Origin of the sequence: Bradyrhizobium tunisiense (assembly GCF_042263385.1) — a bacterium.
GTDB classification, from domain to species: Bacteria; Pseudomonadota; Alphaproteobacteria; order Rhizobiales; family Xanthobacteraceae; genus Bradyrhizobium; species Bradyrhizobium tunisiense.
In genome coordinates, this window is sequence record NZ_JBHLEV010000006.1 from 133,136 (window position 1) to 159,434 (window position 26,299).

Here is a 26,299-nt window from a genome sequence, read left to right on the forward strand (position 1 = left end):
GCGGCTGGGTCCCGGCTCAGCGGTGCTGCGTTACACGCTGCACCGCGTTCGGGACACGGGGCCTATTGCACGTCCATCTGCAGGCCTTCCTTCTGGATGATGCCGGCGAACTTCTTCGTCTCGGCATCCAGGAAGGCGGCGAACTGCTCCGGCGTGCCGTAGTCGGCGCGGGCGCCCATGGCGGCGATCTGCTTCTTGACGTCGTCGCGCTCCAGCATCGCCTTGACCTGGAGATTGAGCGCGCCCAGCACCTCGGGCGAGACCCCCTTCGGCAGGAACACCGAGAACCACGAGGAGACGTCGAAACTCGCCAGCTCCGGCGCGCTCTCGCGCATGGTCGGCAGGTCTTTCGCGAGTTCGCTGCGCTCTGTGGTGGTGACGCAGAGACCGGTGAGGGTGCCGCTCTGCACCTGCGGCAGGCTCGGATAGAGATTGTCGAACAGGATCTGGATGTCGCCGGCGAGTGCGGCCTGAAGCGCCGGGCCCGCTCCGCGGAACGGAATGTGAGTCATCTTCAGCCCGGTGAGCTGGAGAAACCAGGCGCCGGTGAGGTGAGGGCTCTGGCCGACGCCGGAGGAGGCGTAGCTGAGCTTGTCCGGATTGGCCTTGAGGTACGCGATCAACTCGGGAATCGACTTGATGCCGGTCTTCGGATGCGCCGAGACGATGTTCGGGATCCGGATCATGTTGGAGACGGGCTGAAGCTGGTCCGGCTTGTAGGAGAGGTTCTTGAAGATGCTGTAGGCGATTGCGTTTGGACCAGGATTGCCGACCAGAATGGTGTGGCCATCAGGCTTGGCGCGGACCGCCTCGGCGGTGCCGATGGTGCCGCCGCCGCCTGAGCGGTTTTCCACGACGGCCGACCCGCCCCAAGCACTTTGCAGGTGAGCGGCGAGCAGCCGGCCCATGACGTCGGTCGAACCGCCGGCGGCGGCCGGTACGATGAGACGAACGGTCTCGGTCGGCTTCCAGTCGGCGAGGCTCGAACGCGGCAGGATCGCCGCAGCCGAAAGGCCGGCAGCACCGGCGAGCACGCGACGACGGGACAACAAAGTTTTCTGAAGTTTCTTGGACACGAATCCACTCCCAGCTTCTTGCTTTGGCGGGAGCGTAGGGAACCTGACTTGTCACGGCAAGTCGCACGCCACGGCAAAGGCCGCGCGAAGGGCGGCACGACGCCGCAGGCGAGCGCCATTTACCTTGCGGTGGAATTGGAACGGGCTCTAGTGTCTCGTTTGACGCGCTTCTCGACGCGAACACGTATCCACGTCGTTCGAGAACGCTTTACTCAGTTGAAGCTGAGCAGCTTGAACAGCGGCGTGAGGTAGTTGATCTCCTGGCCCGACGTCGGCGTGGTGCGGCTGATGAAGTCGAAGATCTTTCCGTCCTGCAAGCCGTAATTCGCCAGCCGCCGCACGCGCCGGCTCTTGTCGAAATAGATCGCGATGACGCGCTGGTCGACCACCTTCTGGTTCATGAAGGCGACCGTGCGCTCCGAGCGCTGCGAGATGTAATAGAAGACCTCACCGTCGAGTGTGGCGACCGTCGAGGGGGTACCCATCACGATCAGCACCTGATCCTGGCTCGCGCCGATCGGAATCTGCTCCAGCGCGCCGGGCGGCAGGATGTAACCCTTCTGGAACTGCTCGCCGGTGCAGCCTGTGAGCGCGGCGCCGATCAGGGTGACGGCGGCAAGCATGCGCAGGCCGCGCCAGCGTGCACGAAGGCCGCGCCGCTTGTCTGCGCGCAGGCTGATCTGGTTCGATGTGGTCATAGCGGAACTGATTCCGTCCCCTTGCGTCGCGCGAGGCGCTGAAGTACCGGGCAGGGCGTCTGAATGCAACACGCGCGCGCCCGCTTGCGGAAACCACAATGCTTTGGCCGTTCAATCACTTCAGGAAACCCCGGCTAACCCCGTCCGGCACCATTGAAGCCATCTATGGCATGATCGTGACGCAGGCGCGAGAACCCATATTTTACCGTGACTTGGGCGTGCCCGATACGGTTAACGGGCGTTTCGACTTGTTGCTGCTGCATCTGTGGCTGCTGCTGCGCCGCCTCCGCACGGTCCAAGACACCACCGGAGGCGCCACCGAGCTGTCCCAGGCGTTGTTCGACCGCTTCTGCGAGGATATGGACGACAATCTGCGCGAGATGGGGATCGGCGACCAGACCGTGCCGAAGCGGATGCGCGCCTTCGGCGAGGCGTTTTATGGCCGGGTGCAGGCCTATGACCAGGCCATGGAGGCCGGCGGCGAGGCCCTGGCAGAGGCGATCTGCAAGAATATCTTGAATGGGACTGGCCTCGACCAGGCGCAGCGGCTCGCGGCCTATGCCCGGGCCAGCGAGGCCGATCTCGGCCAGGCCGATGAGGCTGCGCTGCTGCGCGCCTCCTTCAGGTTTCCTCCTGCTACTCCCGAGGATGTCACGCCATGAGCCGACCGAATGCCGATTCCAGGCCTGATCCCTGGCGGTCTCCCGTCATCGTCGCTCAGATCCCCGACAGCGGCCTGCATCGCAAGCTGGAGGCTTCGGCCGCCGAGCGGCAGGCCATCGCTGAAGTCGGCGGTTTGCGCGAGGTGCTGTCCGCCCAGGCCGACCTCGATGTGGTGCCCAAGAGCGGCGGCCGGGTCCAGGTGACCGGCACCATCCGCGCCCGGATCGGCCAGACCTGCGTGGTCACCCTCGATCCCATGGAGAGCGAGATCGCGGAGGCGGTGGACCTGGTGTTCGCTCCCGAGGCCGAGGTTCGGAAGATGGCCGACCTGATCGAGGAGGGGCGGGACGACGAGGAGCCGCCGGAGGTGATCGATCCACCGGAGCCGATCATCAACGGCATCATCGACCTCGGCCGGATCGCCACCGACGCCCTGTTCCTTGCCGTTGACCCCTATCCGCGCAAGGAGGGAGCCGTGTTCGAGGCCGAGATCACGGCGCCGGACCCGGAGGATCATCCTTTTGCGGCGCTGAAGGCGCTCCAGGACAACGACAAGAAGGGCAGGAAGAAAGGCAAATAGCTGGGCATTCCCGCTCAGGCCACTTGCCAGCGGGCGTGAGGGGATTGCGGGAGTGGTTTGATGGGCTGACTTATTCCTTTGATTTCATGCGTTTTTCCTGAAAATCCCTTGTTGGCCCCCGGATCGCCCTGAAAGCAAAAGGCTGGGGGCAAGAGGTTGTTTCGGGATCGCAAAACGCTATTGTCGCGCCCCGGTCCGGGCGCGGCGTGGCGCCTGACCGGTCGCCATGTCCATGGCGGACCCATTCTGCGGCCCCGCTCGTTCAAGACCGCACCAGACCAGGTTTTCCAGGACTTTTATGCCAAGCAAGGTTCGCATTGCGCTTGACGCCATGGGGGGCGACGCCGGCGCCGCCGTGGTCATTCCGGGCGCGGCCATCTCGCTCGGCAGGCATCGCGACACCGAATTCCTGCTGGTCGGCGATCGCGCCAAGATCGAGCCCGAGCTCGACCGGTACCCTCAGCTCAAGGCCGCCGCGAAGATCATCCATACCGACATTGCCGTCAGTGGTTCGGACAAGCCGAGCCAGGCGCTGCGGCGCGGCCGCAGGACGTCCTCGATGTGGCTGGCCATCGATGCGGTGAAGCAGGGCGAGGCCGATGTCGCGGTCTCCGCCGGCAATACCGGCGCGCTGATGGCGATGTCGCGTTTCCACCTGCGCACGCTGAACGGGATCGACCGGCCGGCCATTACGGGAATATGGCCGACCAGGCGCGGCGAATCCGTCGTGCTCGACCTCGGCGCCACCATCGGCGGTGATGCGCACCATCTGGTGTCGCTCGCGCTCATGGGGGCGGCCACGGCGAGCGTGCTGTTCGACAAGAAGCGGCCCACCGTCGGGCTGCTCAATATCGGGACCGAGGAGATCAAGGGGCACGAGGAGATTCGCGAGGCTGGAGAAATCCTGCGGGCGCGGAACCTGCCGGAGCTCGATTATATCGGTTTCGTCGAGGGCGACGGCATCGGCAAGGGCGTCGCCGACGTGATCGTGACCGAAGGCTATGCCGGCAACATCGCGCTCAAGGCAGCCGAGGGAACCGCGCGGCAGATGGCCGAATTACTCCGTCATGAGATGAAGCGGAGCTGGCTGTCCAAGCTCGGCTATCTCTTTGCCCGCAGCGCCTTCCAGGCCCTGCGCGACAAGATGGACCCGAACAAGTCCAATGGCGGCGTGTTCCTGGGTCTGAACGGACTGGTGGTCAAGAGCCACGGCGGAACCAGCGCCGAAGGCTTTGCCTATGCGATCGATGTTGGCTATGAGATGGCTCACTACGATCTCCTGAACAAGATCAATCAGATGCTCAACCGCGAGGGCGGTGCACTCAATTCCGTGCAGGCCGCGCAGGAGGCTGTTTCGTGACTCAAATTCGTTCGGTCGTGCTTGGCTGCGGCTCCTATCTGCCGGAGCAGGTGGTGACCAACGCCCAATTGGCGGCGCGCATCGATACCTCGGACGAGTGGATCGTTCAGCGCACCGGCATTCGCGAGCGGCATATCGCGGCCGAGGGCGAGTTCACCTCGCATCTGGCGATCAAGGCGGCGCAGGCCGCGCTCACCGATGCTGGCATGGACGCCCAGTCGATCGACCTCATCGTGCTGGCCACCTCGACGCCGGACAACACCTTTCCCGCCACCGCCGTCGCCGTGCAGAACGCGCTCGGCATCAACCACGGCGCGGCCTTCGACCTGCAGGCGGTGTGCTCGGGCTTCGTGTTCGCACTCGCCACCGCTGACAATTTCCTGCGCACCGGCGCCTTCAAGCGCGCGCTGGTGATCGGCGCCGAGACCTTCTCGCGCATCCTCGACTGGAACGACCGCGGCACCTGCGTGCTGTTCGGCGACGGTGCCGGCGCGGTGGTGCTCGAGGCGCAGGAGCAGCCGGGCAATGCCGCGACCGATCGCGGCGTCGTCACCACGCACTTACGCTCCGACGGCCGCCACAAGGCAAAGCTGTTCGTGGACGGCGGGCCGTCCTCGACCCAGACCGTCGGCCATCTGCGCATGGAGGGCCGCGAGGTCTTCAAGCATGCGGTCGGCATGATCACCGACGTCATCGTCGATGCCTTCCAGGCGACCGGGCTCAATGCCGAGACCATCGACTGGTTCGTGCCGCATCAGGCCAACAAGCGAATCATCGACGCCTCCGCCCACAAGCTCCACATCGCGCCGGAGAAGGTGGTGCTGACGGTCGACCGTCACGGCAACACCTCGGCCGCCTCGATCCCGCTGGCGCTGTCGGTGGCGCGCAAGGACGGCCGCATCAAGAAGGGCGATATGATCTTGCTGGAAGCGATGGGCGGCGGCTTCACCTGGGGCTCCGCGCTCGTGCGCTGGTAGAGCCACAGTCGATAAAATTTTGCCGAATCGGCGCCGAATATCGATGCGCCTGCATTGATGAGCGCTGTTGACCGTCGTATCGTAAGCTCATAATTTCAGACAACAATTGTTCGCCGTGATGTGGGGCAGGGCGATGACCGATCAAAGTAAAACCGTAACGCGTGTCGATCTGTGCGAAGCCGTCTACCAGAAGGTGGGCCTGTCGCGCACGGAATCGTCCGCCTTCGTGGAACTCGTGCTGAAGGAGATCACCGACTGCCTGGAAAAGGGCGAGACGGTGAAACTCTCTTCGTTCGGGTCCTTCATGGTCCGCAAGAAGGGCCAGCGCATCGGCCGCAACCCGAAGACCGGCACCGAGGTGCCGATCTCGCCGCGCCGGGTCATGGTGTTCAAGCCGTCGGCGATCCTGAAGCAGCGGATCAACGCCCAGCACCGCACCAATGGCGATGCCAGCAAGGCTCAACCCGAGGCGTAACGCCTTTCGCGAAGGATTTGGCATTTGGACAAGGCGCCGGATGCGTTCCGAACCATCAGCGAAGTAGCGCAGGAGCTCGACATCCCGCAGCACGTGCTGCGGTTCTGGGAGACCCGCTTCTCCCAGATCAAGCCGATGAAGCGCAGCGGCGGCCGCCGCTATTACCGCCCCGACGACGTCGACCTGCTCAAGGGCATCCGCCGGCTGCTCTACGGCGAGGGGTACACCATCCGCGGTGTGCAGCGGATCCTGAAGGAGCACGGCGTCAAATCGGTGCAGGGCCTCGCCGACAGCGCGGCCGCGGTCTCGTTCGGCGCGATTGAGGATGCCATCGGCGCCAGCCTGCGGGAGCCCGAGGACGACGAGGCGCCCATCAAGGGCATCGCCGACGCCGACGATGACGACTACCAGGGCGACGAGGAGGAAGGCATCGACTTCCGCTTCACCGAGGTCGACGATGAGGAGATCCTCACCACCTTCCGCAAGGGTGGCACCCCCGCCGCACCGGCCGGACCCAGCGCGCTGGACCGGGAGCGGCTCGGCCGGGCGCTCGCCGACCTGGTCGCCTGCCGCGAAATGCTGGACCAGGCGCTGAACGAGGGCTAGGGGCGCTTCCGCCTGTTTTGCGGCCAGTTCCGGGTTTGGACGGCGACACCAAAATGGTGTCGCTCGCCTTGCGCATCGCGCCGATCCTAGCTAATGGAACGACGTTCGGAGCGTGGCGCAGCCCGGTTAGCGCACTAGTCTGGGAGACTAGGGGTCGGAGGTTCAAATCCTCTCGCTCCGACCAAAATACCCTTTAAAATCAATGAGTTGCAAGAACGGGCTTGGAGCGGGTGTCGCTACAGGCCCTTTTTTATGCCGAAATTCCTGACCTATTCCTGACCTTAGCGCCTCATGGAAGCTCTCGATGAGCCGCGTTGCTACAGAATGACATCTCCTGAGCCGCGTTTTCGCCGTCCGACCACTAGTCTCTTGCACTAGTGGTCGCTTGATCGGCGTGAGGACGGACGACTGTTTTGCCACTCGGCGACCTCGTCGACGAACCAAGCGATCCTGCTGGGTCCAAGCGCAACGGGTTTTGGAAACTTCCCTTCCAAACACCAGCGTCTTAGCGACGAGCGTGAGGTGCAGAGAATTTCCAGCAACTGCCTCTCTGTGATCATTTTCCGCAACGGACGTTCTTCTTCAATCGACATTCGCCGCTCCCACGTAGATGTCACGATCTGCGATTGGAGCCGATCGCGAAAAACATGTCGACCATGGGCGATGGATTTATAAACATCAAAATGGTCGCTATCCGCCAATGGATGGCAAGCGACTCGTTGCCTGGAATCTTCGGAAGTATCGGGTCGAACGGGGACTCTCCCAAGAGCAGCTCGCTGTCGATGCGGACCTCGATCGGACATATATAAGCGGCCTGGAACGCGGTCTTGAGAATCCAACGGTTCTGGTTCTCGACAGCCTAGCTAAGGCACTCTCCATCCACATTTCAGATCTCTTCCGAGTGCCTGCGCGAGGGGAGAAGGCGCCAAAGCCATTGGCAAGTGGCCGTCACGCTTCTTCGAAACGATGATCGTGCTGCTGGTTTGCCTGACACAGGTGTCAGGAAAGAGCGGTTCTTGGTGGTATCCAGTGGAGCATTTTGAACTAGTTCTTTCGATGGTCGAGGCGAGCACGAATGCAACGTCGTGCAAATCCAAAGCGGTACCCTCCGCCGCGAGAATTTGCATTCAGGCAAATGTGGGCGTCCTGATGGAGCGCCAATATTGCAGACTCAGCGAGGGGACGTGCGGATGGTGTGACGTCGATTCACGCGATTGAGCCTCTGCTGCGAGAATGGCGATGCACGCCACGGATCTGTTCCGGGTGGGCCGAGGTGACGATGAGGGGCGCGAGCTGGTTGTAAGCCTTGGCCACGATCAGCCAGCTTCCCTCGTCGTGCTCGGAACGCCCACTGCTCCGTGCGATGACTATTGCAGCATTCTGCCGCTGCCACGTGCTAGAGCCCTGGTCGTGTGCCCCGCGTGAGGCGCTTCGAGATGCGGTGCTTCCAACTGATGAACTCTTTGAGCCTTTCCAAGCAATTTCCGCCCTTGCGTTTTTGAACCGGGTCTTCTTAATTCGGGAGACTCACCCGTTGTGCACTTTTTGAGTGCATCATGCAGGGGGGGGACCAAAATGTAGCGTTAGCTGGGGGGCTACCGTCCATGAAGATTGAAGACATCGAGGTCGAGCGCATCTTCCTTTACGAGGAGAATCCGCGCCACGAGCCACTCGAATCACAGCCGGATATCATCGCTCACCTCTGCAAGGACGAGCAGGTCTACAACCTAGCCAAGAGCATCGCGACTGAAGGTACCAACCCCCTTGAGGTCGTCGGGCTAGTCGAAATTCCGAGCACCGGCAGGGGCAAAAAGAACTACGTGGTCTGGGAGGGCAACCGGCGCATCTGCGCGATAAAGCTCCTCAATGATCCAGACTTGGCTCCGTCCCACCTGCGGAAGGACATCGCAGCCCTTGCCGACGGGTACGAAGCGATTGATACAGTCCCCGCCGTCGTTTTTGATGACCACGAGAAGCTGCGGTTCTGGATGGGCGTCATCCACGGTGGGCAGCAGGGTGGTATCGGCCGAAAAGATTGGAACGCTGACCAGAAGCAGCGCCACACTGGCTCAAACAGAAACAAAATCGCTCTTGCGATCTTAGATCTGTCCGAGAAGATGGGACTCCTCACGAAGGACGAGCGAGCGGGAAAGCTGACCACAGCACAGCGCCACCTCAATAGCCAGGTAGTCCGCGACGCGCTGGGCCTCGACGTCGGAGACCTGGACCACATCAAGTACACCATTCCAGTCGATGAATTCAAAAGTCAGCTGACTACGTTTATCGGCGACCTCAAAGAGAACGGAACGAAGGTCAACTCGCGGAACAACAAAGCAGCTATCGAAAAGTACGGGAAATCGCTGGCCAAGTCCCTTTCTGGAGACCGCAGCAAGCCTACCCCCATAACCAAGGCTGCTTCAACGAGCGGTAAGAAGAACGTCAAGAAGGCCCCCCGGAAGGCACCGAAGATCCCGCATATCCAGTACGACAAGGATTTGGCCGAGGCGTTGGTGAATCTGGCGAGTAGTAAGCTCGAAAGACTTCACTATTCCATCTGTGACATTTCCCTGGAAGCTCACGCGCCCCTGCTCACGGTCGGCGTGTGGGCGTTCGTGGAATCTCTCACCGCGCTGGCCGGCAGGAACCAGACCGTGGACTTCGTGTCGTTCTACAGCAACGCGAAGATTACTCAGCTTGGCATCACGGGGAAACCTAACGCACTACGCGAGGCGCTGACTCGCATCCAGCAAAACGGGAACACAACCAAGCATCACGAGATTGCCGCTTCGTTCGACGGCGAGCAACTGGCGAACGACTTCGACACAATCACGCCCCTACTGCTCAAGACGATTTCCTCGATCATTGCACTTCGGTAATCATGACAATATCCAGTTCGCCGTTGCGCTACCCGGGTGGTAAGACGTGCCTCCTTGAGCCCATCGCAAAAATCCTACGGTGCAACAAGCTCAGCCATGGCCACTATGCTGAGCCCTATGCCGGTGGTTGCGGGCTGGCACTTGCTCTCCTGTTTCAGGGGCACGTCAGCGATATCCACATTAACGACATCGATCGCTCCGTTTGGACGTTCTGGCACGTGGTGCTCAACAGAACCGAGGAATTTATCGATCTTATGGAGCGCACCCCAGTCACGATCGACGAGTGGCATAAGCAGCGAGACATCCAGCGCAGACCAGCGCGAAGATCCCATATGGAAATCGCTTTTGCATGCTTCTTCCTAAATCGCACCAATCGATCCGGCATCATCAAGAACGCGGGCGTCATCGGTGGCCTAGAACAGAAGGGCAAATACACTGTTGATTGCCGATTCAATAAAGATGAACTAGCCCGGCGAATGCGACGGATCGCGAAGTATCAAAATCGCATCCATCTCCACAGAATGGACGCTATCGACTTCATCGATTACGTAGCAGCCGAGCTTCCCCCTGAAACGTTCCTCTGCATCGATCCACCCTATTTCAACAAGGGGGCCAGTCTGTACACCAGCTTTTACGCTCCAGAGGACCATGAGATGGTGGCGAAGAGGGTGTTGAAGCTGAAGAACCCCTGGGTGCTCACATACGACCACTGTGAAGAAATCCAAGACCTGTACACCAGCCGAAGGCAATATGAGTTTGCCTTAAATTACTCTGTTCAGATCAAGCGCACGGGTGCCGAGTTGCTGATCCCTTCCAAGGGGCTTAAGTTGCCATCCGAGTTCGACGAGTGCCAGATCCACAACCCGCAACGATCCGCTGCCTAAGATATCTGGGCAATGTCGTTCTTATGAGAACTTGAATGATAGATCCCCAAAAGTATGCATCTGCGGTCCTGCTGGCAGAGGTGTGGTGGCAACAATTCTTTAACGGAAATCCGACTCCGATCGTAGAAGCACTGAAGCCAGTTTCAGACCTCACTCCGGAACTAGCCGAACTCTACAGGCTCGTTTCCAGCAAGGGGGATTATTCACAAGTCAAGCGGCAGCGTATTGCTGCCAACGAGTCCCTGAAATGAGCAGGTTCAGAGCTGTCAGAGTAAATCGGCCCCGTCGTGGTGATGAAGCACGGCCATTGGACGATTGGCAAAAACGTCGATTTTTCCTGACCTGGAGGTCAGAAAATCGTGGGGCTTGGTGACATCTGTTGGCATTCAGGCAAACTGTTTGATCAAAAAAATCAACGGCTTGTCTTGTTTCATGTTGTCCATGCGACCCATAATGCAAACGCAAGCAAGGCTGGGAGACTAGGGGTCGGAGGTTCAAATCCTCTCGCTCCGACCATTTTTTCAAAGCATCTGCCGCGTGGATGACCGTTGGCGTGGAGCCTGCTCCCGCCGGTGACGTGGGCGTGCGATCGGTCGCGGGTGGCAGCTTGGGTGGGCGGCCAAATTAAAAACGTCGAAAACAACCCCATGCACAGTATCGAAGTCATTGAGAGATGATGTGTTTCCGAAGCGCTTGGGTTAGGCAGAACAGGGGAATGATGTCATCGTGGCGGCTGCAGGACGGTATTGAGGAATCGAGTATTTGCTCTCCTGCATCCTCTGGTAGTACCTAGTTAATTTTGGAGAGCATCCTATGGCCAAAGCACCGCCGCCTCCTCCGCCGCCGCCCACGACTACGCAGAAGGGACATGTTCCCCGACCGCCGCCACCCCCGCCCAAACCAGATAAAATAAGCTAGCGGGACCAGTAGGCCATCCAAACAAGCGCGGCTCCTGCGAAAGGAGCCGCCACACCACAAGTGTAGGCCTTGGTGAGATAACCCGAGGCCCGCAAGCTGTGACGTTCGTTGTGGATTACCATTGCTGCGGATTGCTCGACATAAGCCATCGCAACTTCGCGCAGCTCGACGTCATGCTTGAGTGCCCATTGCCAAAATGGAGGCTTTCTCGAGGGCAAATAGATCGGTGCATTCCAAAGCGCGGCAAACGCGCATAGGAAACCAACCATGAAGCTGACTCCCGTTCCACCGATCATCAGGCCGAGGAAGAGGGTCAGTTTACCGGCCTGATAGAGGGCGATCGTTCCTGCCATAAGCACCCCGAGAAGGGGCCCATATACCGCGATGACCCTGAGGGCTCGATCATCATGGAAGAAGATCAGCTTGACGAGTTGCTCCTCGTGTCGTGCTACGTCTTGAATCGCCTGCTTCGCCACCTCGTCTGCTGTAGCGCTCATTCCTTCGAACTGCGGCCATTGATTGTCAGGCGTGCCAGGCATTAGCAATATCCCCGTGCAATCTAAGCGCGAGGGGCGATGTTAGGCAATAGCAAGTGAAGAGAGGCAGGCAGGTCTGGACGCGAAGAAGCTGACCTAAACCCGCAGGCAACGCGCACAAAACAATATGTCGGTTAGCAATGCCCATTTTTAGATATCCGCCGCTGGCACCGCTGATGGATGATGTAACTTCGGGCCTGAATAATGAAGCGATCGATCATTGGGCAGACGGCACATCGGATCTCACGCCTTCATCTTAGGCCAATAGTTTGGTCGCGCTTTTGGGCGGTTAGAGACGCAAATACCCCACCACCATCCTTGTCGTCTCGTCCACCAGCACCTTCACCATCTTCTCCGACAGCATCTCCGCCCCGTTCAGCACGGTGTTGTGCGCCACCGCTTCGATCGCGCTGACGCAGATGAAGGTCGCGACGTCGACGTCGATCTTGCGCATTTCCTTGCGGTGGCTTTCGAGATAGGCGCGCACGAGGGCGTGGACCTCGCGGTTTGACGCTTCGACGTCCTTCAGCTGGCCGATGCGCGGGATCTGCTCGGCGAGGATGCGGTGCAGGTAGGGGTCGATGTGATGGGCCTCGATCGCGACCGTGACGAGCCTGCGCACCGCTTTGTCGATCGGCATGTCCGCCACCTCGACGAAGGCGGTGCGGACGACCTTCATGGTTTCGTCGTTGTGGCGCTCGATCACGGCGGCGACGAGCGCCTCCTTGCTGGGAAAATACTGATAGAGCGAGCCGACGCTGACGCCGGCGATCTCGGCGATGCGGTTGGTGCTGGCCTTCTCGAAACCTTCACGGACCAGAATGCGAGCGGTCGCCTCGACCAGCGCGTCGACAGTGGCGCGCGACCGCGCCTGCGAGGCATTTTTCCGCGGATTTGTCGGCGGCTTGCGCGCCATGGGCCTGGGTCCTGAATGCGAGTAGAAAAAGCGAGCGAATGCTCGCATTATATCGGCCCGTGGTGGCCTGTCGGCAAGCCCCTTGTGTCGCCATATGGATGCGGGGCCAGGCGGAGAACGGACCATGAGCGTCGCAAGACTTGTGTCGGCCTTGCAGTTTTGTCCTGACATCTGCGGGCCGCGAAGCCGCGCCCCCGCGCCAAGCCTGCAAAGCCGCGCTTTCAACCTGCTGCTGCGCCGGCTTCCGCATAAGAAGCAACTCGCCTCCGCCGAGGCGGTGCAGGCGCACGTGCAGAAGCTTGCCTTGCAGCCCGCCTCGTTCGAGCCGACCGGGCTCGGTCGCGGTGTCGAGGCGATCCTGACCCGGATGGGCGGCTGGCCCGTCTATTACACCGCGCCGTCCTCGGGCCATGAGGGCTGCAACTATGTCATGTTCCTGCACGGCGGCGGCTACATCAACCAGATCGCGCCGGCGCATTGGCGCTTCATCGGCGAGATGACGCGCAAGGCGCGTGTCTCCTGCGTCGTGCCGATCCATCCGCTGGCGCCACGCGCGACCGCTGGAGATGTCGTGCCGAGGGCGGCCGAGCTGCTGCGGATGCTGCTGGAAGACGCAGGCACCGCAAAGGTCACGGTGGTGGGTAATTCCGCGGGCGCAGGACTTGCGCTTGCCGCCTGCCAATGGCTGCGCGATCGCGGCCATCGGCAGCCGGCGCGGCTGGTGCTGATCTCGCCGGCGGCCGATGCGTCGGTCAGCCGTCCGGAGCAAATCGAGATCGCAACGCGCGATCCGGTCCAGGACATTCCGGGGATCGTCGAGGCGGGGCGGCTCTATGCCGGCGAGCTCGATGTCGGCCATCCCTTCGTCAGCCCGCTCAACGGCACTTTCCGTTTCCTCGCGCCGATGACGATCTTCTCGGGCACGCGCGATCTGCTTTACCCCGACAGCGTCGATCTTGCAGAGCGGGCGAGGGCGGTCGGCGTGCCGGTCGAGCTGCATCTGCTGCGCGACCAGCCGCACAATTATGCGCTGATGCCGACGCCGGAGGGGCGGCAGGCGCGTGCGATCATTCTGCGGGCGGTGGCGTGATGGGAGAGGTGTGTGACCGTTGTCACAGGACGCGCCGTCATCGGACTGGCGCTACGCGGCCCGTCGGAGGCGACCCCCGGGGCGTTTCCTCGCTATCCGTAGTTCTTCGGGGCCTTAGGCGTGGCCCTTGATCTCGTAATGGCCGGGCACGCATTTGTAGCGCTCGAGGCGCCAATTGGCGTGATAGATCGGATGCTCGCCCATCCATTTCGCCAGCGGTGCCTGTGCGCCGACCGCGCACTGCATCATCGAAATCTCGGGCGTCATGTTGCTGTCAGTCACGATTTCCTCGACGCAACTGCCTGAGCTAGCTACGCTAAGCCGGCAGAGCACGGCAACGACGGTCACGAACATTCCAGTCACCTCATCGGTAGTTTCAGACCACGAAGAGGATGCAAGCGGAGTGCCAGAGCCTGTGACACGCAAACAACACGCTGGCCTGGCCGACTCGACCCAGCGTCCGAACTCCATTTGATGATTCGGGTTGTAAAAAAATTGCCCCTAAACCGAAGCCGGACAAATACGGGAACCCGTCAGCTCTACCGGCATGAGCCCGCGATGCCGGCACGCCCCGCAACGGTGCTTCCCGGCGACGATCGTCAGCGCCTCGTCCTTCGAGACGATGGCTTTCGGCGGTCCCCCAGGATGAGGCTGGCGAGCATCGCTGTCTGTTGGAAACTGGCGCAACGCACACCGCCCGCATCCTGAGGCCCGCCAGCGGCGGGCGGCGCGAAGGATGTGCCTCGGGCGAGACGCCCGGATGCAGGGCGCGTGATTGCGTGAGCTTCGTTTAATCCGCGCGCCGAAATAATCGATGTCGAACAATCACGGCGCGCCACTTTCAATTGCGCGTGCAGCGCTGCTACATTTTGCGCGCGCCCGGCAAGCGGCGCTCTAACGAAGAAATATGCCGACAGGGAGGGACCGAAGTCCCATGAAGGATTTTGCTGGAAAGATCGCGGTCATCACCGGCGGCGGCACGGGAATGGGGCGCGAGCTCGCACGGCAGCTCGTGGCCGAGGGCTGCAACGTCGCGATGTGCGACGTCTCGGAGGCCGCGATGGCCGAGACCAAGCGGCTCTGCGAGGCCGAGAAGCTGCCGCAGGGCCTGCGCGTCACGACGCACGTCGCCGACGTCGCGATCGAGGATCATCTGAAGCGTTTCCGCGACGAGCTCGCCGAGCAGCAGAAGACCGACAGGATCCATCTGCTGTTCAACAATGCCGGCATCGGCGGCGGCGGCAGCCTGTTCACCAACACGCGCGAGCAGTGGGAGCGCACCTTCAACATCTGCTGGGGCGGCGTCTATCTCGGCGTGCGCACCTTCCTGCCGATGCTGGTCGCCGCGGACGAGGCCCACATCGTCAACACCGCGAGCGTCAACGGCTTCTGGGCCTCGATCGGCATGGGCCAGGCCCACACCGCCTACAGCTCCGCCAAGTTCGCGGTGAAGGGATTTACCGAAGCGCTGATCAACGACCTCCGCCTGCACGCGCCGCACGTCAAATGTTCGGTGGTGATGCCCGGTCACATCGGCACCTCGATCGTCTCGAATTCGCGCAAGGTGCAGAGCGCCGACGGATCGGAGCGACTCAATGCCGACGAGGTCGCGCTGACCCGCAAGCGCATGGTCGCGGCCGGCGTGCCAGATGCTGACAAAATGTCGGACGATGACATCCAGGCGGTGTTCGCCGAGCGCGCCCGCAGCTTCCTAGAGGATGCACCGACGAGCGCGGCAGAGGCCGCGAAGATCATCCTCGACGGGGTCAAGGCGGAGCGCTGGCGCATTCTCGTCGGCGAGGACGCCGAGCGCCTCGACGCACGCGTGCGCGCGACGCCCGAGCAGGCGTATGACCGCGCCTTCTACGAAAGTTTTACGCAGGAGGTCGGCTGGCGGCTCGGTTGAAACCGCCAGGCCGAGCCTCGTGGAACGCGCGCGTATTTAGGTATGATAGTTATCATGTCAAGAGTCGCGCCGGTCATTTTGACCGGCCGCCTTCGTGCGCGTTCGCCATCTCATGACAAAACGGAATGTCACGCATGCGACGTGAGTGTCTGTTCAAGCGATGGTGATCTCGAACGGCTGTAATGCCACGCGCGGCCGCTTGGTTGGGGAACCGAAATGGTTTAGTCAGTCTGGTGTAAGCGATGACAGAGCGTAGCTCCCGATGATACCCGCATGCCTCTCGGACGATTTGCTTCTTTGCCCCGAGCGAGAGGACATCTCCGCTGAATTCACGCGGCTGCTCATCGCCGCCCAGGATGGCGGAGCCACGATCGCCGAATGCCTGATGATCGCGCGGCAATTGAAGGGGGGCGATGACCGCTCCTGGCATCGCGAGTGGAAGAGGCTGGCGCAGGCCAATCGGCAGCGCGCCGAGGCCGCGTTCGCCGAAGGTCACATGGCGAGTGCCCAGCGCAACTGGCTGCGCGCCATGAATTACTACGGTGCCGCGGCGATGCCGCTCGAGCCGGACGACGAGCGCCGCTGGGTTGCCGTGCTCGCGATGCAGGAATGCGCGCGCCGCTATCTTTCGGCGCGTAGCCCGGCGGGCGAGGTCGTAACGATCCCCTGGCTCGACGGCCACGCATTGCAGGGCTACTTCCTCCCTGCGCAGCCGGGAGGCGGCCAGGCGCCGACAGTGATCTGCATCGGCGAGCCCGGCCATCGCAAGGAAGAGTTCCTGTTCAAGCTCGTGCCGCATGCGCGCGAGCGAGGATTCTCGATGCTGGCCCTCGACCTGTTCGGCGACCAGCGTGACGATTACATCGATGCGCTGCTGCGGCGCCGGGATATCGAGGGCGCGATTCCTTGCGTCATGGACTATCTCGAGACGCGCAGCGACGTCGATTTCGCGCGCGTCGGGATCATCGCCGACGGCTGGGGCTCGTCCTTTGTCGCGCGCGCCGTGTTGCAGGAGCCGCGGCTTGCCGCCGCCGTCTGCGACGGGGGCCTGTGGGACCTGCACGAGCGGGCCTTCTTTGCCAGCCGATTCGCGAGGAGCGACCTCAGCATCGTGCCGGTGCCGCACGCGCCGCTGATGGCCTCCAGCGCCGACTGTCCGGTGCTGATCACGCTCGGCGAGGACGGCTGGCTCAAGGCCGACCGGGCGCGTCAGATCGTCCAGAGCTCCCGGCTCGGCAGCTCGAACGTCATGCTGAAGGTGTTCACTGCGGCCGAGACCGGCGCAGCGCAGGCCCATGCGGACAATCCGAGCCTTGCCAACGAGTACATCTTCGATTGGCTCGAATCGCGGCTCGGCCCCGCCGGGGCGGATCTGAGCGCCGTCGTAGGGCGCTAGAAGTCGAGGGAGATCCGGACGCAGGCCTTCTCGAGGCGATTCTTCAGCGTCGCGAGCTTGGTGGTGAATTCGGTCAACTCGTTCTCGTCGAACTCCTGGAAGACGAATTCGCGGATCGTCTTGTACTGCTCGTTGAGGCTCGTGATGTGCTTCTGCGCCTTCTCGGCCAGCGACAGCCGCACCACGCGGGCGTCGGTCGGCGAGGGGCGACGGCGCAACAGGCCCTTCTTCTCGAGCAGCTTGGACTGGGTGGTGACGAAAGACGGATCGACGTGGAGGAGCTTGGAGACGACGTTGACCGGGATGCCGTCGTCCTTGTCGAGGTCGGAGATCGCCATCAGGATCAGCCATTGCGGGCCGCTGATGCCGAGCGTCTTCGCCCAGAACTGACGCAACTCCTCCAGATACATGTTGATCGACGATATCTCCCAGGTGAAGCGCCTGATGATATCCAGGTTGCCGATCGAGCGCAGGCGCGCTCCTTCTTTCCTCGTCGCGGACACTGCGTCTCTCCCGTGAACCGATTGTTCGGGCCGGTGCTCGTGGATGGGCATTAGTCCACGCAAGCCTGCTCTGACGCAAGTGCAGAGCAGAGTAATTTCGTCATGAAAATTACAAATATGACCGACTCAGGGGATCGGCTGGGGGTGTTGCGCGCGGGGCACAGGCTTAGTGAAACCACAAAGCTTAGTAGATAAAGTATTTTGAGTAGCTGAATGGCGCAGATATGTTGCTCATGGCGGTGGGGGGTACTCGATCGTCCCGTTGCAGGTGGTTCGCTCACGTCACTCCCGAAGGCGGGTGTGTCCGGAAGCGCAAAGTGACCGAGCGGATTCGAAGAGACGGGGATCTGGGGGGCCTTTCGGTCCAGTCTCCGTAAAATAGCAACTTGGAGGTTTTAAATGAAGATGGTGAAGAGCCTTTTGCTCGGCACTGCGGCGGGACTGATCGCCGTCGGTGGAGCTCAGGCGGCTGATCTCCCCGTGAAGGCCAAGGCGGTCGAGTACGTGAAGATCTGCTCGCTGTACGGTGCCGGATTCTACTACATGCCGGGCACTGACACCTGCATCAAGCTGGGCGGCTATCTGCGTGCCGACGCGGTTGTCGGCGCGAGCCCCTACAGCTTCCAGCAAAGCGGCTCGAGCGGCAATCAGGGCTCGAACAACCGTCTGACCAATTACTGGTACAGCCGCGCCCGTTTCGACTTCACCGTCGATACCCGCACGGCGACCGAATACGGTGTGGTGCGCACCTACGCCGATGTGGTCGCCACCTATGACAGCCCATCCGTCACCGGCAGCGGCGGCGGCACGACGGCCCCGACCGGCGCGGCCTCGCTCGGCCTCTTCCACGCCTTCATCCAGTTCGCCGGCTTCACCTTCGGCCGCACGGTTTCGATCTTCGACGCTCCGTGGCAGAGCTATCCGGCAGGCGGCCCCGACACCATTCCCGGCGGCAGCAACCACACCAACGGCGTCAATCAGGTTGCCTACACGGCTGATTTCGGCCAGGGCATCACCGCTTCGTTCGCGTTGCAGGATGAATCGACGGCAACCAACGGCCAGTCGAACCTCTGGAACGTGTCGACCGGTACGGCCGCTCAGTTCGTGACGGGCGTCTACGGCACCAGCGCCTGGGGCGGCACGCGTACGCCCGACATCATCGGTCAGGTTCGCGTCGACCAGGCCTGGGGTCTGGCCCAGATCTCGGTCGCGGCGCATGACATCCATGCGGCCTACTACGGCGCGACGGAAACCAGTGGTCACCCGTCCGACAAGTGGGGCTGGGCCGTGCAGGGTGCCTTGTCGATCAAGAACATCCCGACCGGCGCGGGCGACGTCATCAACCTGCAGGCCGTCTACACCGACGGTGCAACCCGCTACAATTTCCAGAGCCTGTTTCCGCAGAGCTTCTTCATGTTCAGCGGTAGCGGCACCGGCGCGTATCAGAGCACCGGCTTCGCCGGTGTTGCCGACGGCGTCTTCGGGATCGGGACCGGCATCGATACGGTCAAGACCTGGGGCGTTCGCGGTGGCTTCACCCACAACTGGAGCCCGAACTGGACGAGCGGCGTCTATGGCGGCTATGCCCAGCTGAAGTACGGCGATGCGGGCAAGGCCCTGATCTGCACCAACTTCGCAGCGATTGCCGTGCCCGGTGCGACCTGTAATCCGGACTTCAACTTCGCGGTCGTCGGCGTCAATACCGTGTGGACTCCGGTCAAGGGCCTCGCATTCACTGCGGACGTGAGCTGGTCGCGTCTGGACCAGAAGTACTCCGGCGCCATCGCGAGCCCGGGCGTTGCCACCGCGGCAAAGCCGGCGGCAGTGTACGAGCTGAAGGATCAGAACTCGGTCAGCATGCTGCTCCGCGCTCAGCGTAACTTCTAAGATCAATCTCGCTGATTGGTCAGAGAACCCCGGCGGGAAACCGCCGGGGTTCTTGTGTGCTCTCGTCATTCTCGGGTTTCTTCCGGGGCCGAGCGAAGCACCGGCGCTCAAGCCGTCCGATGGCGTGCCACAAAAAAGCTGGAAGCTTCGGTGCGTTCACTTCTGATAATTATTTACTTACGTGAGTTACTAAGCTATATAGCACTTGGCTGACAATGAGAGTTGTCACTCCTGGCTTCATGCTAGGCCTCCGAAACCTCCGGCAATGCCCTGCCGGAGGTTTTTCGTTTGTGATGAGCTTGCAGACTAGGCGCGTGCGACACGCAAGCGCGCGTTCGGCCGGTAGGCGAGGCGGCTGTGGCCGGCGCAATAGGGCTGGCCGTCGGGCGCGGAGTTGCCGCAGAAGCAGAAATCCTCGGCGCCCGGCGTCGAGATCGGCCAGCGGCAGCGGTTCTCGGCAAGCTCCAGCAGCGAGCAGCGGTTGGCGTCGTCGATGGGACCTGTCACCACGGGGGCGTCGGTGTCGCCGTAGATCGTGGCGAGCATTTCATATTGCAGCCGTGGCACGGCCCTCGATGCCCGCGCCAGGCCCCGCTCCTGAACCTTGCGGTCGTCGTTCGTCCTGCCACGGGTCAGGTTGAGGCGAGACAGCTTGCCGATCACGGCGTTGCGGCTGACGCCGATGTCGGCTGCGATCTCGCGGCAGGAGAGGCCGGCCTCGAAGTGCCGCTTCAGAAGCTCGATGCGTTCGTCGGTCCAGGTCGGGGAGAGAACAGGCATGTGGTGCGGTCCCAGGTTGCAGATGCGGCCATCCGCCTCTCGAGATCCGTCCGCTTCACGCATCGAGTGCGCGCTCACGTCCTGCCATTGTCGCGGATCGACAAAAGCCCGTCCTTGATGGCGAGACGGATGCCTTCCTCGATCAGGGTACGCGCGACGCCGGGAACGCTGGTGCCGTGGGTGCCCTGTCTCACCAGCTTTTCCAGATAGGTGATGGTCGAGAGCGCCAAGGTTACGGGAATACGGTCAGTCTCGGCTTTTTCGGTGGCCATGGCCCGAACGCTAGCCTCTTACTCAGGTACATAAAAGTAACGATTAAGACTCTATTTAGGTTTGAGGGCGGAAGTCAAATGCAGTCTGCGCTTGACGCTCAGCGCTTTGGAATCGCAAAGGAAATTAGTCACGACCGAGCTCGCCGCGCGGAAGACCGGGCGGCGGCGGGCGTCAACAGGTCGGGAAGGGGCGGCCGGGCTCAGCCGTGCACGATCGCCTTTTCGATCATGCAATGGATGCCCTTGGCGCCGTTGACGGTCTGCGTCACCCGCAAATCTGCCGCCAGGCTGCACAGCGTGTAGGCGTCCTCGCGCGACAGGTTTCGCTTCTCGCCGAGCAGTGCGATCATGTCACGCAGGGCGCGCACCACGCATTGGTCGAGGTCGGGGTCCATCGCCATCGTCATGTAGTGGGTCGCCGTCTCGGCGCGGGGATAGTCGAACCTGAGATCCTTGCGCAGCGTCAGGCGGAAGCGGCCCTGCAGCGCAGTCTCGATCGCGGTGACGCAGACTTCGCCGTCGCCCTGCACGCCATGGCCGTCGCCGCAGGAAAACATCGCGCCCGGCACGAACACCGGCAAATAGAGCGTTGCGCCGGCGCCCAGCTCCTTGTTGTCGAGATTGCCGCCCATGGCGCGCGGGATCAGCGAGGAGATGCGGCCCCAGCTCGGTGGCGGTGAAACGCCCATCACGCCGAAGAACGGTTTGAGCGGCAGGTCGAGGCCCCACGGCATCCGGCCGACCATCCTGGTACGGTCGAGCGGGATGTTGAGGATGCGCGTCTCATGGAAATCGTCGGGCAGGGTGCCGGACAGCGGCTTGATCATGTTCCAGCCCCAATCCTGCCTGAGCTGAACGTCGAGGATCTCGACCGCGAGCACGTCGCCCGGCTCGGCGCCTTCGACGGCGATCGGGCCGGTGAGGATGTGGCCGGGCAACATGCGCTCGTTGTTGGCATGAACGTCGTGCATCTCAGGCGGAATATGAAACTTGCCGCCGTCGGGCAGCATGTCGGGTCCGCCGCTGATGGTGTCGACCGTCACTTCATCGCCGCTCGCGAGGGTGAGGACGGGCTTGAGCATGGCTTCGAAGAAGCCCCAATGGCAGGTTTTCGGGCTGGAATGCAGGTGGTGATGGGTCATTTGCCGCGTCCGATCACTTTCATCAGGCCGGACTTGACCCGGCGATTGATCCTCTTTCAAGAAGATTTCCGAGGATCGCCGGGCGGGTCAAGCCCTGCGCAGAGGCAAGATCATCCAGCGAGGCTCCCCTGTTTTTCGTTCTGTCCAAGACAATCGGCGCCGCGCTGCTGCCGATCAACCTGCTGGTCGAGCTCGGCATCCTGTCGCTGGTGCTGATGGCGACGCGCTTTGCCGCGCTCGGCCGCAAGCTCGCCGTGACCACGCTGGTGCTGCTGGCGCTGGCGGCGTTCTCGCCGCTCGGCAATCTCCTGATCTATCCGCTTGAATCGCGCTTCCCGGCTTGGGATTCCTCGCGCGGCGCGCCCGACGGCATCATCGTGCTCGGCGGCTCGGTCGACACCGATCTGTCGGCGGCGCATCGCACGCCTGTCGTCGCGCATGCAGCCGATCGTCTGTTTGCGCCGGCCGAACTCGCGCGCCGCTATCCGAATGCGCGCATCGTTTTCACCGGCGGGTCGGCGAATATCATCTCCACCGACGCGAAAGAAGCCGACTATTCGGCGCCCATCCTCGAGAATCTCGGCATTCCGAAACAGCGCATGATCCTCGAGCGCAATTCGCGCAACACCTGGGAGAATGCGATCTTCACGAAAGAGCTGGTGATGCCGAAACCGGGCGAGCGCTGGCTCCTGGTGACGTCGGCCTTCCACATGCCGCGCTCGATGGGGATCTTCCGCAAGGCCGGATTTGACGTCGAGGCCTATCCCGTGGACTGGCGGATGGGCGGACGTGACGAGCTTTTTTCCTTCACCAACATGGGTGCGGACGGGCTGGGCCGAACCGAAGTTGCCGTGCGCGAATGGATCGGCCTCGTGGCTTACCGTCTGATGGGCAGGACCGGCGAGTTGCTTCCGGGGCCCACCAAGGACTAGAACGAAGACCGCAAAACAAGAACACGCAAGGCGCGATCGCCTGTCCGGAGGAAGCCATGCAACAGCAGAATGCAGACAGCATCGATCTGGCCGGCCTCGTCGCCGATCTCAACAGCCTGCTGCGGCTGAAGACGAATGTGATCGGGATGAAGCTGTTCGCGCAAGCGGCCGAGATGGAAGCGATCCCGAAGATCCGGCGGCCGAATGCGATCCACACCACCGACCAGATCGTCTCGATGGCCGCACGGCTGGGCTGGACCGTCGGCATCACCGCCGACGATCTCGTCGGCGCGCAATGCCGCGCGGTGATCGGCCTTGCGCCGCAGGACGAAACATGGCTCGCCGGCGAGAATTATGTCGGGGTCTGGCATGGCACGGCGGAAGACGCGCGCAAGCGCCAGGAGGCGCTGGACGTGGTTCCGTTCGGACAATATCAGGCGCTCGCCGTCAGCCCGCTCGCGAGCGGGCGGCTCGATCCGCCCGACATCTGCCTCGTCTATGCGACGCCCGGGCAGATGATTATCCTGATCAACGGGCTGCAATATACCGGCTACAAGAAGTTCGAATGGGGCGTGGTCGGCGAGACCGCCTGCGCGGATTCGTGGGGCCGGGCGCTCAAGACAGGGGAGCCCAGCCTGTCCTTGCCATGCTATGCCGAACGGCGCTATGGCGGCGTGCCGGACGAGGAGATGCTGATGGCCTTGAAGCCGTCGCATCTCGCCAAGGCGGTTCTGGGCATGAAGGCGCTGGCCAAGAACGGCCTGCGTTATCCGATCCCGCCCTACGGCATTCAAAGCGACGTCCGTGCCGGCATGGGCGTGAGTTACGCGAAAAAGTAAGGGACGAGCATGAGCTCTGCGAAATTCGACATCGTCGTCTACGGTGCGACCGGTTTCACCGGCCAGCTCGTCGCCGAGTATCTGACCAGGCAATACAAGACCGACAATTCGCTGAAATGGGCGATGGCCGGCCGTAGCCTCGGCAAGCTGAAATCGGTACGCGATGCGATCGGGGCGCCCGGGAATACGCCGCTGATCGTGGCCGATGCGTCCGACGCTGCGTCGCTGAAGGCAATGGCCGAGCAGACGATGTCGGTGATCACGACGGTCGGTCCGTATCAGTTCTACGGCGAGGAGTTGCTGACTGCCTGCGTCGCCACCGGCACGGATTATTTCGATCTCTGCGGTGAGCCGATCTGGATGCGGCAGATGATCGACAAGTACGAGGCGGCAGCGAAAGAGAGCGGCGCGCGCATCGTGTTTTCGTGCGGTTATGATTCCGTGCCGTTCGAGCTTGGGACCTTCTTCGTGCAGGAAGAAGCCAAGCGGGTGTTCGGCGCGCCGGCGCCGCGCGTGAAGGGCCGCGTGCGCGATATGCGCGGCACGCTGTCAGGCGGCACCGCGGCGAGCGCGAAAGCGACCTTCGATGCGGTTGCCAAGGACCTCAGCCTCGTCGCCATTCTCAACGATCATTTTGCCCTGACGCCCGGCTTCACCGGGCCGAAGCAGCCGAAGGGCAACAGAGCGATCTTCGAAGAGGATCTGCAATCCTGGGCCGCGCCGTTCATGATGGCGCTGATCAACACGCGCAACGTCCATCGCTCCAACATGCTGATGGGCTTTCCCTACGGCCAGGACTTCGTCTACGACGAGATGGTCCTCACAGGTCCCGGCGAGAAAGGCGAGGCCAACGCCAAGCGCGTGATGGCCGCCAACGCCGAGAAGACCGGCCCGAATGCGCCGAAGCCGGGCGAGGGGCCGTCGAAAGAAGAGCAGGAGAACGGCCGCTTCGACCTGCTCTATGTCGCGATCGCGCCCGACGGCCGCATGGTCCGCGCCGGCGTCACCGGCGACCGCGATCCCGGCTACGGCTCGACCTCGAAGATGATCTCCGAATGCGCGATCTGCATGCTGCGCGATACCACGGACGTTCCGGCAGGCTTCTGGACGCCGGGCGCAGCGATGCAGCACAAGCTGATCAAGCGGCTGGTCGATCACGCCGGGCTGACGTTTGGGGTGGAAAGCTAGTTTCGGATCGTCGGGTGGATTAGCCTCTAGTCCGCCCGACGAGATCGTGCGCGACTCTACTTTCCCTTCTTCCGCTGCTGCTGTCCGAGGCCCATCTGCTTCGCCAGTTGCGAGCGCGCTACCGCATAGTTCGGCGCGACCATGGGATAGTCGGCCGGCAGGCCCCATTTCTCGCGGTATTGCTCCGGCGTCATGCTGTACTGCGTGCGCAGATGGCGCTTCAGCGATTTGAAGCGCTTGCCGTCTTCCAGGCAGACCAGATAATCGGGCGCAATCGATTTTTTCAGCGAGACCGCCGGCTTGGCCGGCTCGAGCGGCGCAGTCTCGGTGCGGCCCGACGACACCCGCACCAGGGCGCCGTGCACCTGGCTGATCAGGTTCGGAATCTCCGCAGCCGGCGTCGGATTGTTGCTGAGATAGGCTGACACGATGCTCGCCGTCAGCTCAATGAAATTCTTCGCCCCGGCATCAGACATGGGCCCGCCCTCTCTCCACCTTGCGCCTCACGGGATAGACGACGCCGAACTATTCGGTGTCAACAATACGTTCGGCCGAAATACGACAACTGACAGGATGAGCTGATGACTGGCGAGGGTGGTGCTTTACTCGGACCGCAGCCCGCCTCAGCCCCGCTGGTCGAGATGGGCGCGCAGCTCGTCGATCGAGGCAAAGCGCATCATGCCCTCCGGCATCTGCGCTTCGATCGAGCCGTCGGAATAGAGCGAATAGGCCATGCCGTCGACGATTCCGGATTTGAGCACGGTCACGGGCGGCTGCTCGACGGCTGGCGGCGTCGGCTCGGGTGCAGGCGGCGGGGCGGCCTCCGCAAAGGTGGACGGCGAGCGCGGCGGCTGGCGACGCAAGGCGGCCGGCGGCTCCGGCGGACGCATGCGCTCGGGCTTCGGCCAGGCATCGTCGAAACTGGCAGGCGGACTGTCCAGGGCCTCACTTGGCTCCAGAGGAAGCTGCGGCGGTGCCCCCTCGGTGGCCTTCGCCTCCGCGCGCTCGCGCTCCTTGCGTGAGGTCGAGGCAAACAGGAGGTTGCGCCGGCGCGGCGCTTCCGGAGCCGCGGGCGGCGTCGGAGCTTCCGGCTCCGGCGGCACCTCGACTCGCGGACGCTCGCGCGCGGCAGCTTCGCTCTGCCATGGCGGCGGGCCTGCGGCGGGTGGCGGCGGTGGCGGCTCCGTCCTCGCGGCCGAGCCGGATGTCGGCTCGGGCGCTGCTGCGCCCGATACGGCGAGGCCGGGCAGCACGGGCCTGACCCGAACCTCCGACGGCGCGACTGCACCGGCCAGCCGCCGAGCGATGCTCTTCAGTTCTCCGACCACGACATAGAGGCCGACCAGTAACATTCCGGAGCAGACTGCGATCGTGCCCGAGATTATCAGGGGGCTGCCGAGGCTGAACTCTCTGACGGAGAAGCCAAACAGGATCGAAAGGAGGCCCGCCACGACGGCGAAAATCCCCGCGATCAACAATGCCAAGGTCATCGAACTCACCCCCGGCCGCGCATCCACGCGCGACCCGTCACGCCACGATACCGTCATACGATGTTCCGCGCCAACGGCGAATTGCAAGCCACGTTCCTAAGAGGAAGGAAATCAGAGACTTATTCACATTCCCTTCAGCCAGGGCTCGCTACTGCTCGTCCACCGTCACGATCCGGAATTGCTGCATCGCATCAGGAATTTAGCCATAATGCCCAATTACTTGGTAATGGAACTGCGCTATAGGGAATCCGGGGTTGAGGCCCGCGCGCGCCAGCAGGGCCAAGAGGGGATTCCGGGGCACCGATAGCC

General features: G+C 62.5%; 29 protein-coding genes and 1 tRNA gene. 18 read left to right on the forward strand and 12 right to left on the reverse strand.

Going from position 1 to position 26,299, the window contains the following annotated elements; translation table 11 throughout:
- Nucleotides 1-62: 62 nt before the first annotated feature.
- Together ACFDR6_RS25245 and ACFDR6_RS25250 are read right to left on the reverse strand one after the other, a co-directional pair.
- Nucleotides 63-1,076, reverse strand: coding sequence for a Bug family tripartite tricarboxylate transporter substrate binding protein (locus tag ACFDR6_RS25245; RefSeq protein ID WP_317243799.1), 1,014 nt, complete (start codon nt 1,074-1,076; stop codon nt 63-65).
- A 212-nt stretch (nt 1,077-1,288) separates the two neighbouring features.
- Nucleotides 1,289-1,774, reverse strand: coding sequence for an outer membrane protein assembly factor BamE (locus ACFDR6_RS25250; protein WP_212089725.1), 486 nt, complete (start codon nt 1,772-1,774; stop codon nt 1,289-1,291).
- Nucleotides 1,775-1,872: 98 nt separating this feature from the next.
- On the opposite strand from ACFDR6_RS25250, the gene ACFDR6_RS25255 reads away from it, so the two are divergent.
- The 7 genes from ACFDR6_RS25255 (at nt 1,873) to ACFDR6_RS25285 (ending at nt 6,619) form a co-directional block, all read left to right on the forward strand.
- Entirely contained in the window at nt 1,873-2,436 is a 564-nt protein-coding gene (locus tag ACFDR6_RS25255; RefSeq protein WP_375859894.1) for a ubiquinol-cytochrome C chaperone family protein, read from the forward strand.
- Nucleotides 2,433-3,017, forward strand: a complete 585-nt coding sequence (locus ACFDR6_RS25260) for a YceD family protein (RefSeq protein ID WP_375859895.1) — start codon at nt 2,433-2,435, stop codon at nt 3,015-3,017. Before ACFDR6_RS25255 ends, ACFDR6_RS25260 begins: the two co-directional genes overlap by 4 nt.
- Nucleotides 3,018-3,315: 298 nt before the next feature.
- Nucleotides 3,316-4,377, forward strand: coding sequence for a phosphate acyltransferase PlsX (plsX, locus tag ACFDR6_RS25265; protein WP_375859896.1), 1,062 nt, complete (start codon nt 3,316-3,318; stop codon nt 4,375-4,377).
- Nucleotides 4,374-5,354, forward strand: a complete 981-nt coding sequence (locus ACFDR6_RS25270) for a beta-ketoacyl-ACP synthase III (RefSeq protein ID WP_212089738.1) — start codon at nt 4,374-4,376, stop codon at nt 5,352-5,354. Before plsX ends, ACFDR6_RS25270 begins: the two co-directional genes overlap by 4 nt.
- 133 nt (nt 5,355-5,487) lie before the next feature.
- Entirely contained in the window at nt 5,488-5,829 is a 342-nt protein-coding gene (locus ACFDR6_RS25275) for an integration host factor subunit alpha (protein WP_018456841.1), read from the forward strand.
- Between the two features lie 24 nt (nt 5,830-5,853).
- Nucleotides 5,854-6,435, forward strand: a complete 582-nt coding sequence (locus ACFDR6_RS25280) for a MerR family transcriptional regulator (protein WP_317243803.1) — start codon at nt 5,854-5,856, stop codon at nt 6,433-6,435.
- Nucleotides 6,436-6,541: 106 nt separating this feature from the next.
- Nucleotides 6,542-6,619: transfer RNA gene (locus ACFDR6_RS25285), tRNA-Pro, on the forward strand.
- 190 nt (nt 6,620-6,809) lie between these two features.
- Here the strand turns inward: ACFDR6_RS25285 and ACFDR6_RS25290 are convergent.
- A complete protein-coding gene (locus ACFDR6_RS25290; RefSeq protein ID WP_375859897.1) occupies nt 6,810-7,238 on the reverse strand; it encodes a helix-turn-helix transcriptional regulator in 429 nt (142 codons plus the stop codon).
- Between ACFDR6_RS25290 and ACFDR6_RS25295 the strand changes: the two genes are divergently transcribed.
- From ACFDR6_RS25295 to ACFDR6_RS25310, 4 genes are all read left to right on the forward strand, one after another.
- Nucleotides 7,136-7,405 (forward strand): helix-turn-helix domain-containing protein, encoded by a 270-nt coding sequence (locus ACFDR6_RS25295; protein WP_375859898.1) that lies wholly within the window; start codon nt 7,136-7,138, stop codon nt 7,403-7,405. The genes ACFDR6_RS25290 and ACFDR6_RS25295 overlap by 103 nt on opposite strands.
- Before the next feature lie 634 nt (nt 7,406-8,039).
- Nucleotides 8,040-9,311 (forward strand): hypothetical protein, encoded by a 1,272-nt coding sequence (locus ACFDR6_RS25300; RefSeq protein WP_375859899.1) that lies wholly within the window; start codon nt 8,040-8,042, stop codon nt 9,309-9,311.
- 2 nt (nt 9,312-9,313) lie between these two features.
- Nucleotides 9,314-10,195, forward strand: coding sequence for a DNA adenine methylase (locus tag ACFDR6_RS25305; RefSeq protein WP_375859900.1), 882 nt, complete (start codon nt 9,314-9,316; stop codon nt 10,193-10,195).
- 35 nt (nt 10,196-10,230) lie between these two features.
- Entirely contained in the window at nt 10,231-10,446 is a 216-nt protein-coding gene (locus tag ACFDR6_RS25310) for a hypothetical protein (protein ID WP_375859901.1), read from the forward strand.
- 663 nt (nt 10,447-11,109) lie between these two features.
- On the opposite strand, the gene ACFDR6_RS25315 is transcribed toward ACFDR6_RS25310, so the two are convergent.
- Together ACFDR6_RS25315 and ACFDR6_RS25320 are read right to left on the reverse strand one after the other, a co-directional pair.
- On the reverse strand, nt 11,110-11,652 hold the full coding sequence (locus ACFDR6_RS25315) for a hypothetical protein (protein WP_375859902.1): 543 nt from the start codon (nt 11,650-11,652) through the stop codon (nt 11,110-11,112).
- A 286-nt stretch (nt 11,653-11,938) separates the two neighbouring features.
- Nucleotides 11,939-12,565 carry a TetR/AcrR family transcriptional regulator gene (locus tag ACFDR6_RS25320; protein ID WP_375859903.1) on the reverse strand — a complete coding sequence of 209 codons (627 nt, stop codon included), beginning with the start codon at nt 12,563-12,565 and terminating at the stop codon, nt 11,939-11,941.
- A 124-nt stretch (nt 12,566-12,689) separates the two neighbouring features.
- Between ACFDR6_RS25320 and ACFDR6_RS25325 the strand changes: the two genes are divergently transcribed.
- Nucleotides 12,690-13,655, forward strand: a complete 966-nt coding sequence (locus ACFDR6_RS25325) for an alpha/beta hydrolase fold domain-containing protein (protein ID WP_375859904.1) — start codon at nt 12,690-12,692, stop codon at nt 13,653-13,655.
- Nucleotides 13,656-13,769: 114 nt separating this feature from the next.
- Here ACFDR6_RS25325 and ACFDR6_RS25330 read toward each other — a convergent pair whose 3' ends face one another.
- The gene (locus ACFDR6_RS25330; protein ID WP_245333756.1) at nt 13,770-13,937 is read right to left on the reverse strand and encodes a hypothetical protein; all 168 of its coding nucleotides are present in this window, start codon (nt 13,935-13,937) and stop codon (nt 13,770-13,772) included.
- A 652-nt stretch (nt 13,938-14,589) separates the two neighbouring features.
- Between ACFDR6_RS25330 and ACFDR6_RS25335 the strand changes: the two genes are divergently transcribed.
- Nucleotides 14,590-15,561, forward strand: coding sequence for an SDR family NAD(P)-dependent oxidoreductase (locus tag ACFDR6_RS25335; protein WP_375859905.1), 972 nt, complete (start codon nt 14,590-14,592; stop codon nt 15,559-15,561).
- A 262-nt stretch (nt 15,562-15,823) separates the two neighbouring features.
- A complete protein-coding gene (locus ACFDR6_RS25340) occupies nt 15,824-16,957 on the forward strand; it encodes an alpha/beta hydrolase family protein (RefSeq protein ID WP_212089752.1) in 1,134 nt (377 codons plus the stop codon).
- On the opposite strand, the gene ACFDR6_RS25345 is transcribed toward ACFDR6_RS25340, so the two are convergent.
- Entirely contained in the window at nt 16,954-17,460 is a 507-nt protein-coding gene (locus ACFDR6_RS25345) for a MarR family winged helix-turn-helix transcriptional regulator (RefSeq protein ID WP_212089754.1), read from the reverse strand. The two genes, ACFDR6_RS25340 and ACFDR6_RS25345, sit on opposite strands and share 4 nt — an antisense overlap.
- Before the next feature lie 399 nt (nt 17,461-17,859).
- Here ACFDR6_RS25345 and ACFDR6_RS25350 point away from each other — a divergent pair, with 399 nt between their 5' ends.
- Entirely contained in the window at nt 17,860-19,347 is a 1,488-nt protein-coding gene (locus tag ACFDR6_RS25350; RefSeq protein ID WP_212089762.1) for a porin, read from the forward strand.
- Nucleotides 19,348-19,653: 306 nt separating this feature from the next.
- Here the strand turns inward: ACFDR6_RS25350 and ACFDR6_RS25355 are convergent, their stop codons facing one another.
- The 3 genes from ACFDR6_RS25355 to ACFDR6_RS25365 form a co-directional block, all read right to left on the reverse strand.
- Nucleotides 19,654-20,127, reverse strand: a complete 474-nt coding sequence (locus tag ACFDR6_RS25355; protein WP_212089770.1) for a GcrA family cell cycle regulator — start codon at nt 20,125-20,127, stop codon at nt 19,654-19,656.
- A gap of 74 nt (nt 20,128-20,201) precedes the next feature.
- Nucleotides 20,202-20,399: a hypothetical protein gene (locus ACFDR6_RS25360; RefSeq protein ID WP_007603456.1), complete on the reverse strand. Its 198-nt coding sequence runs from the start codon at nt 20,397-20,399 to the stop codon at nt 20,202-20,204.
- Nucleotides 20,400-20,599: 200 nt separating this feature from the next.
- Nucleotides 20,600-21,541 (reverse strand): acetamidase/formamidase family protein, encoded by a 942-nt coding sequence (locus tag ACFDR6_RS25365; protein WP_375859906.1) that lies wholly within the window; start codon nt 21,539-21,541, stop codon nt 20,600-20,602.
- 164 nt (nt 21,542-21,705) lie between these two features.
- On the opposite strand from ACFDR6_RS25365, the gene ACFDR6_RS25370 reads away from it, so the two are divergent.
- From ACFDR6_RS25370 to ACFDR6_RS25380, 3 genes are read left to right on the forward strand one after another with little or no spacing between them, the layout of a single operon-like run.
- Nucleotides 21,706-22,473 carry a YdcF family protein gene (locus ACFDR6_RS25370; RefSeq protein ID WP_375860021.1) on the forward strand — a complete coding sequence of 256 codons (768 nt, stop codon included), beginning with the start codon at nt 21,706-21,708 and terminating at the stop codon, nt 22,471-22,473.
- 56 nt (nt 22,474-22,529) lie between these two features.
- Nucleotides 22,530-23,312, forward strand: coding sequence for a DUF169 domain-containing protein (locus tag ACFDR6_RS25375; RefSeq protein ID WP_375859907.1), 783 nt, complete (start codon nt 22,530-22,532; stop codon nt 23,310-23,312).
- A gap of 9 nt (nt 23,313-23,321) precedes the next feature.
- On the forward strand, nt 23,322-24,500 hold the full coding sequence (locus tag ACFDR6_RS25380; RefSeq protein WP_375859908.1) for a saccharopine dehydrogenase family protein: 1,179 nt from the start codon (nt 23,322-23,324) through the stop codon (nt 24,498-24,500).
- A gap of 56 nt (nt 24,501-24,556) precedes the next feature.
- Here the strand turns inward: ACFDR6_RS25380 and ACFDR6_RS25385 are convergent, their stop codons facing one another.
- Entirely contained in the window at nt 24,557-24,976 is a 420-nt protein-coding gene (locus ACFDR6_RS25385; RefSeq protein WP_247313727.1) for a Ros/MucR family transcriptional regulator, read from the reverse strand.
- Between the two features lie 147 nt (nt 24,977-25,123).
- Nucleotides 25,124-25,990 (reverse strand): DUF308 domain-containing protein, encoded by an 867-nt coding sequence (locus ACFDR6_RS25390; protein WP_375859909.1) that lies wholly within the window; start codon nt 25,988-25,990, stop codon nt 25,124-25,126.
- Nucleotides 25,991-26,299: the final 309 nt, after the last annotated feature.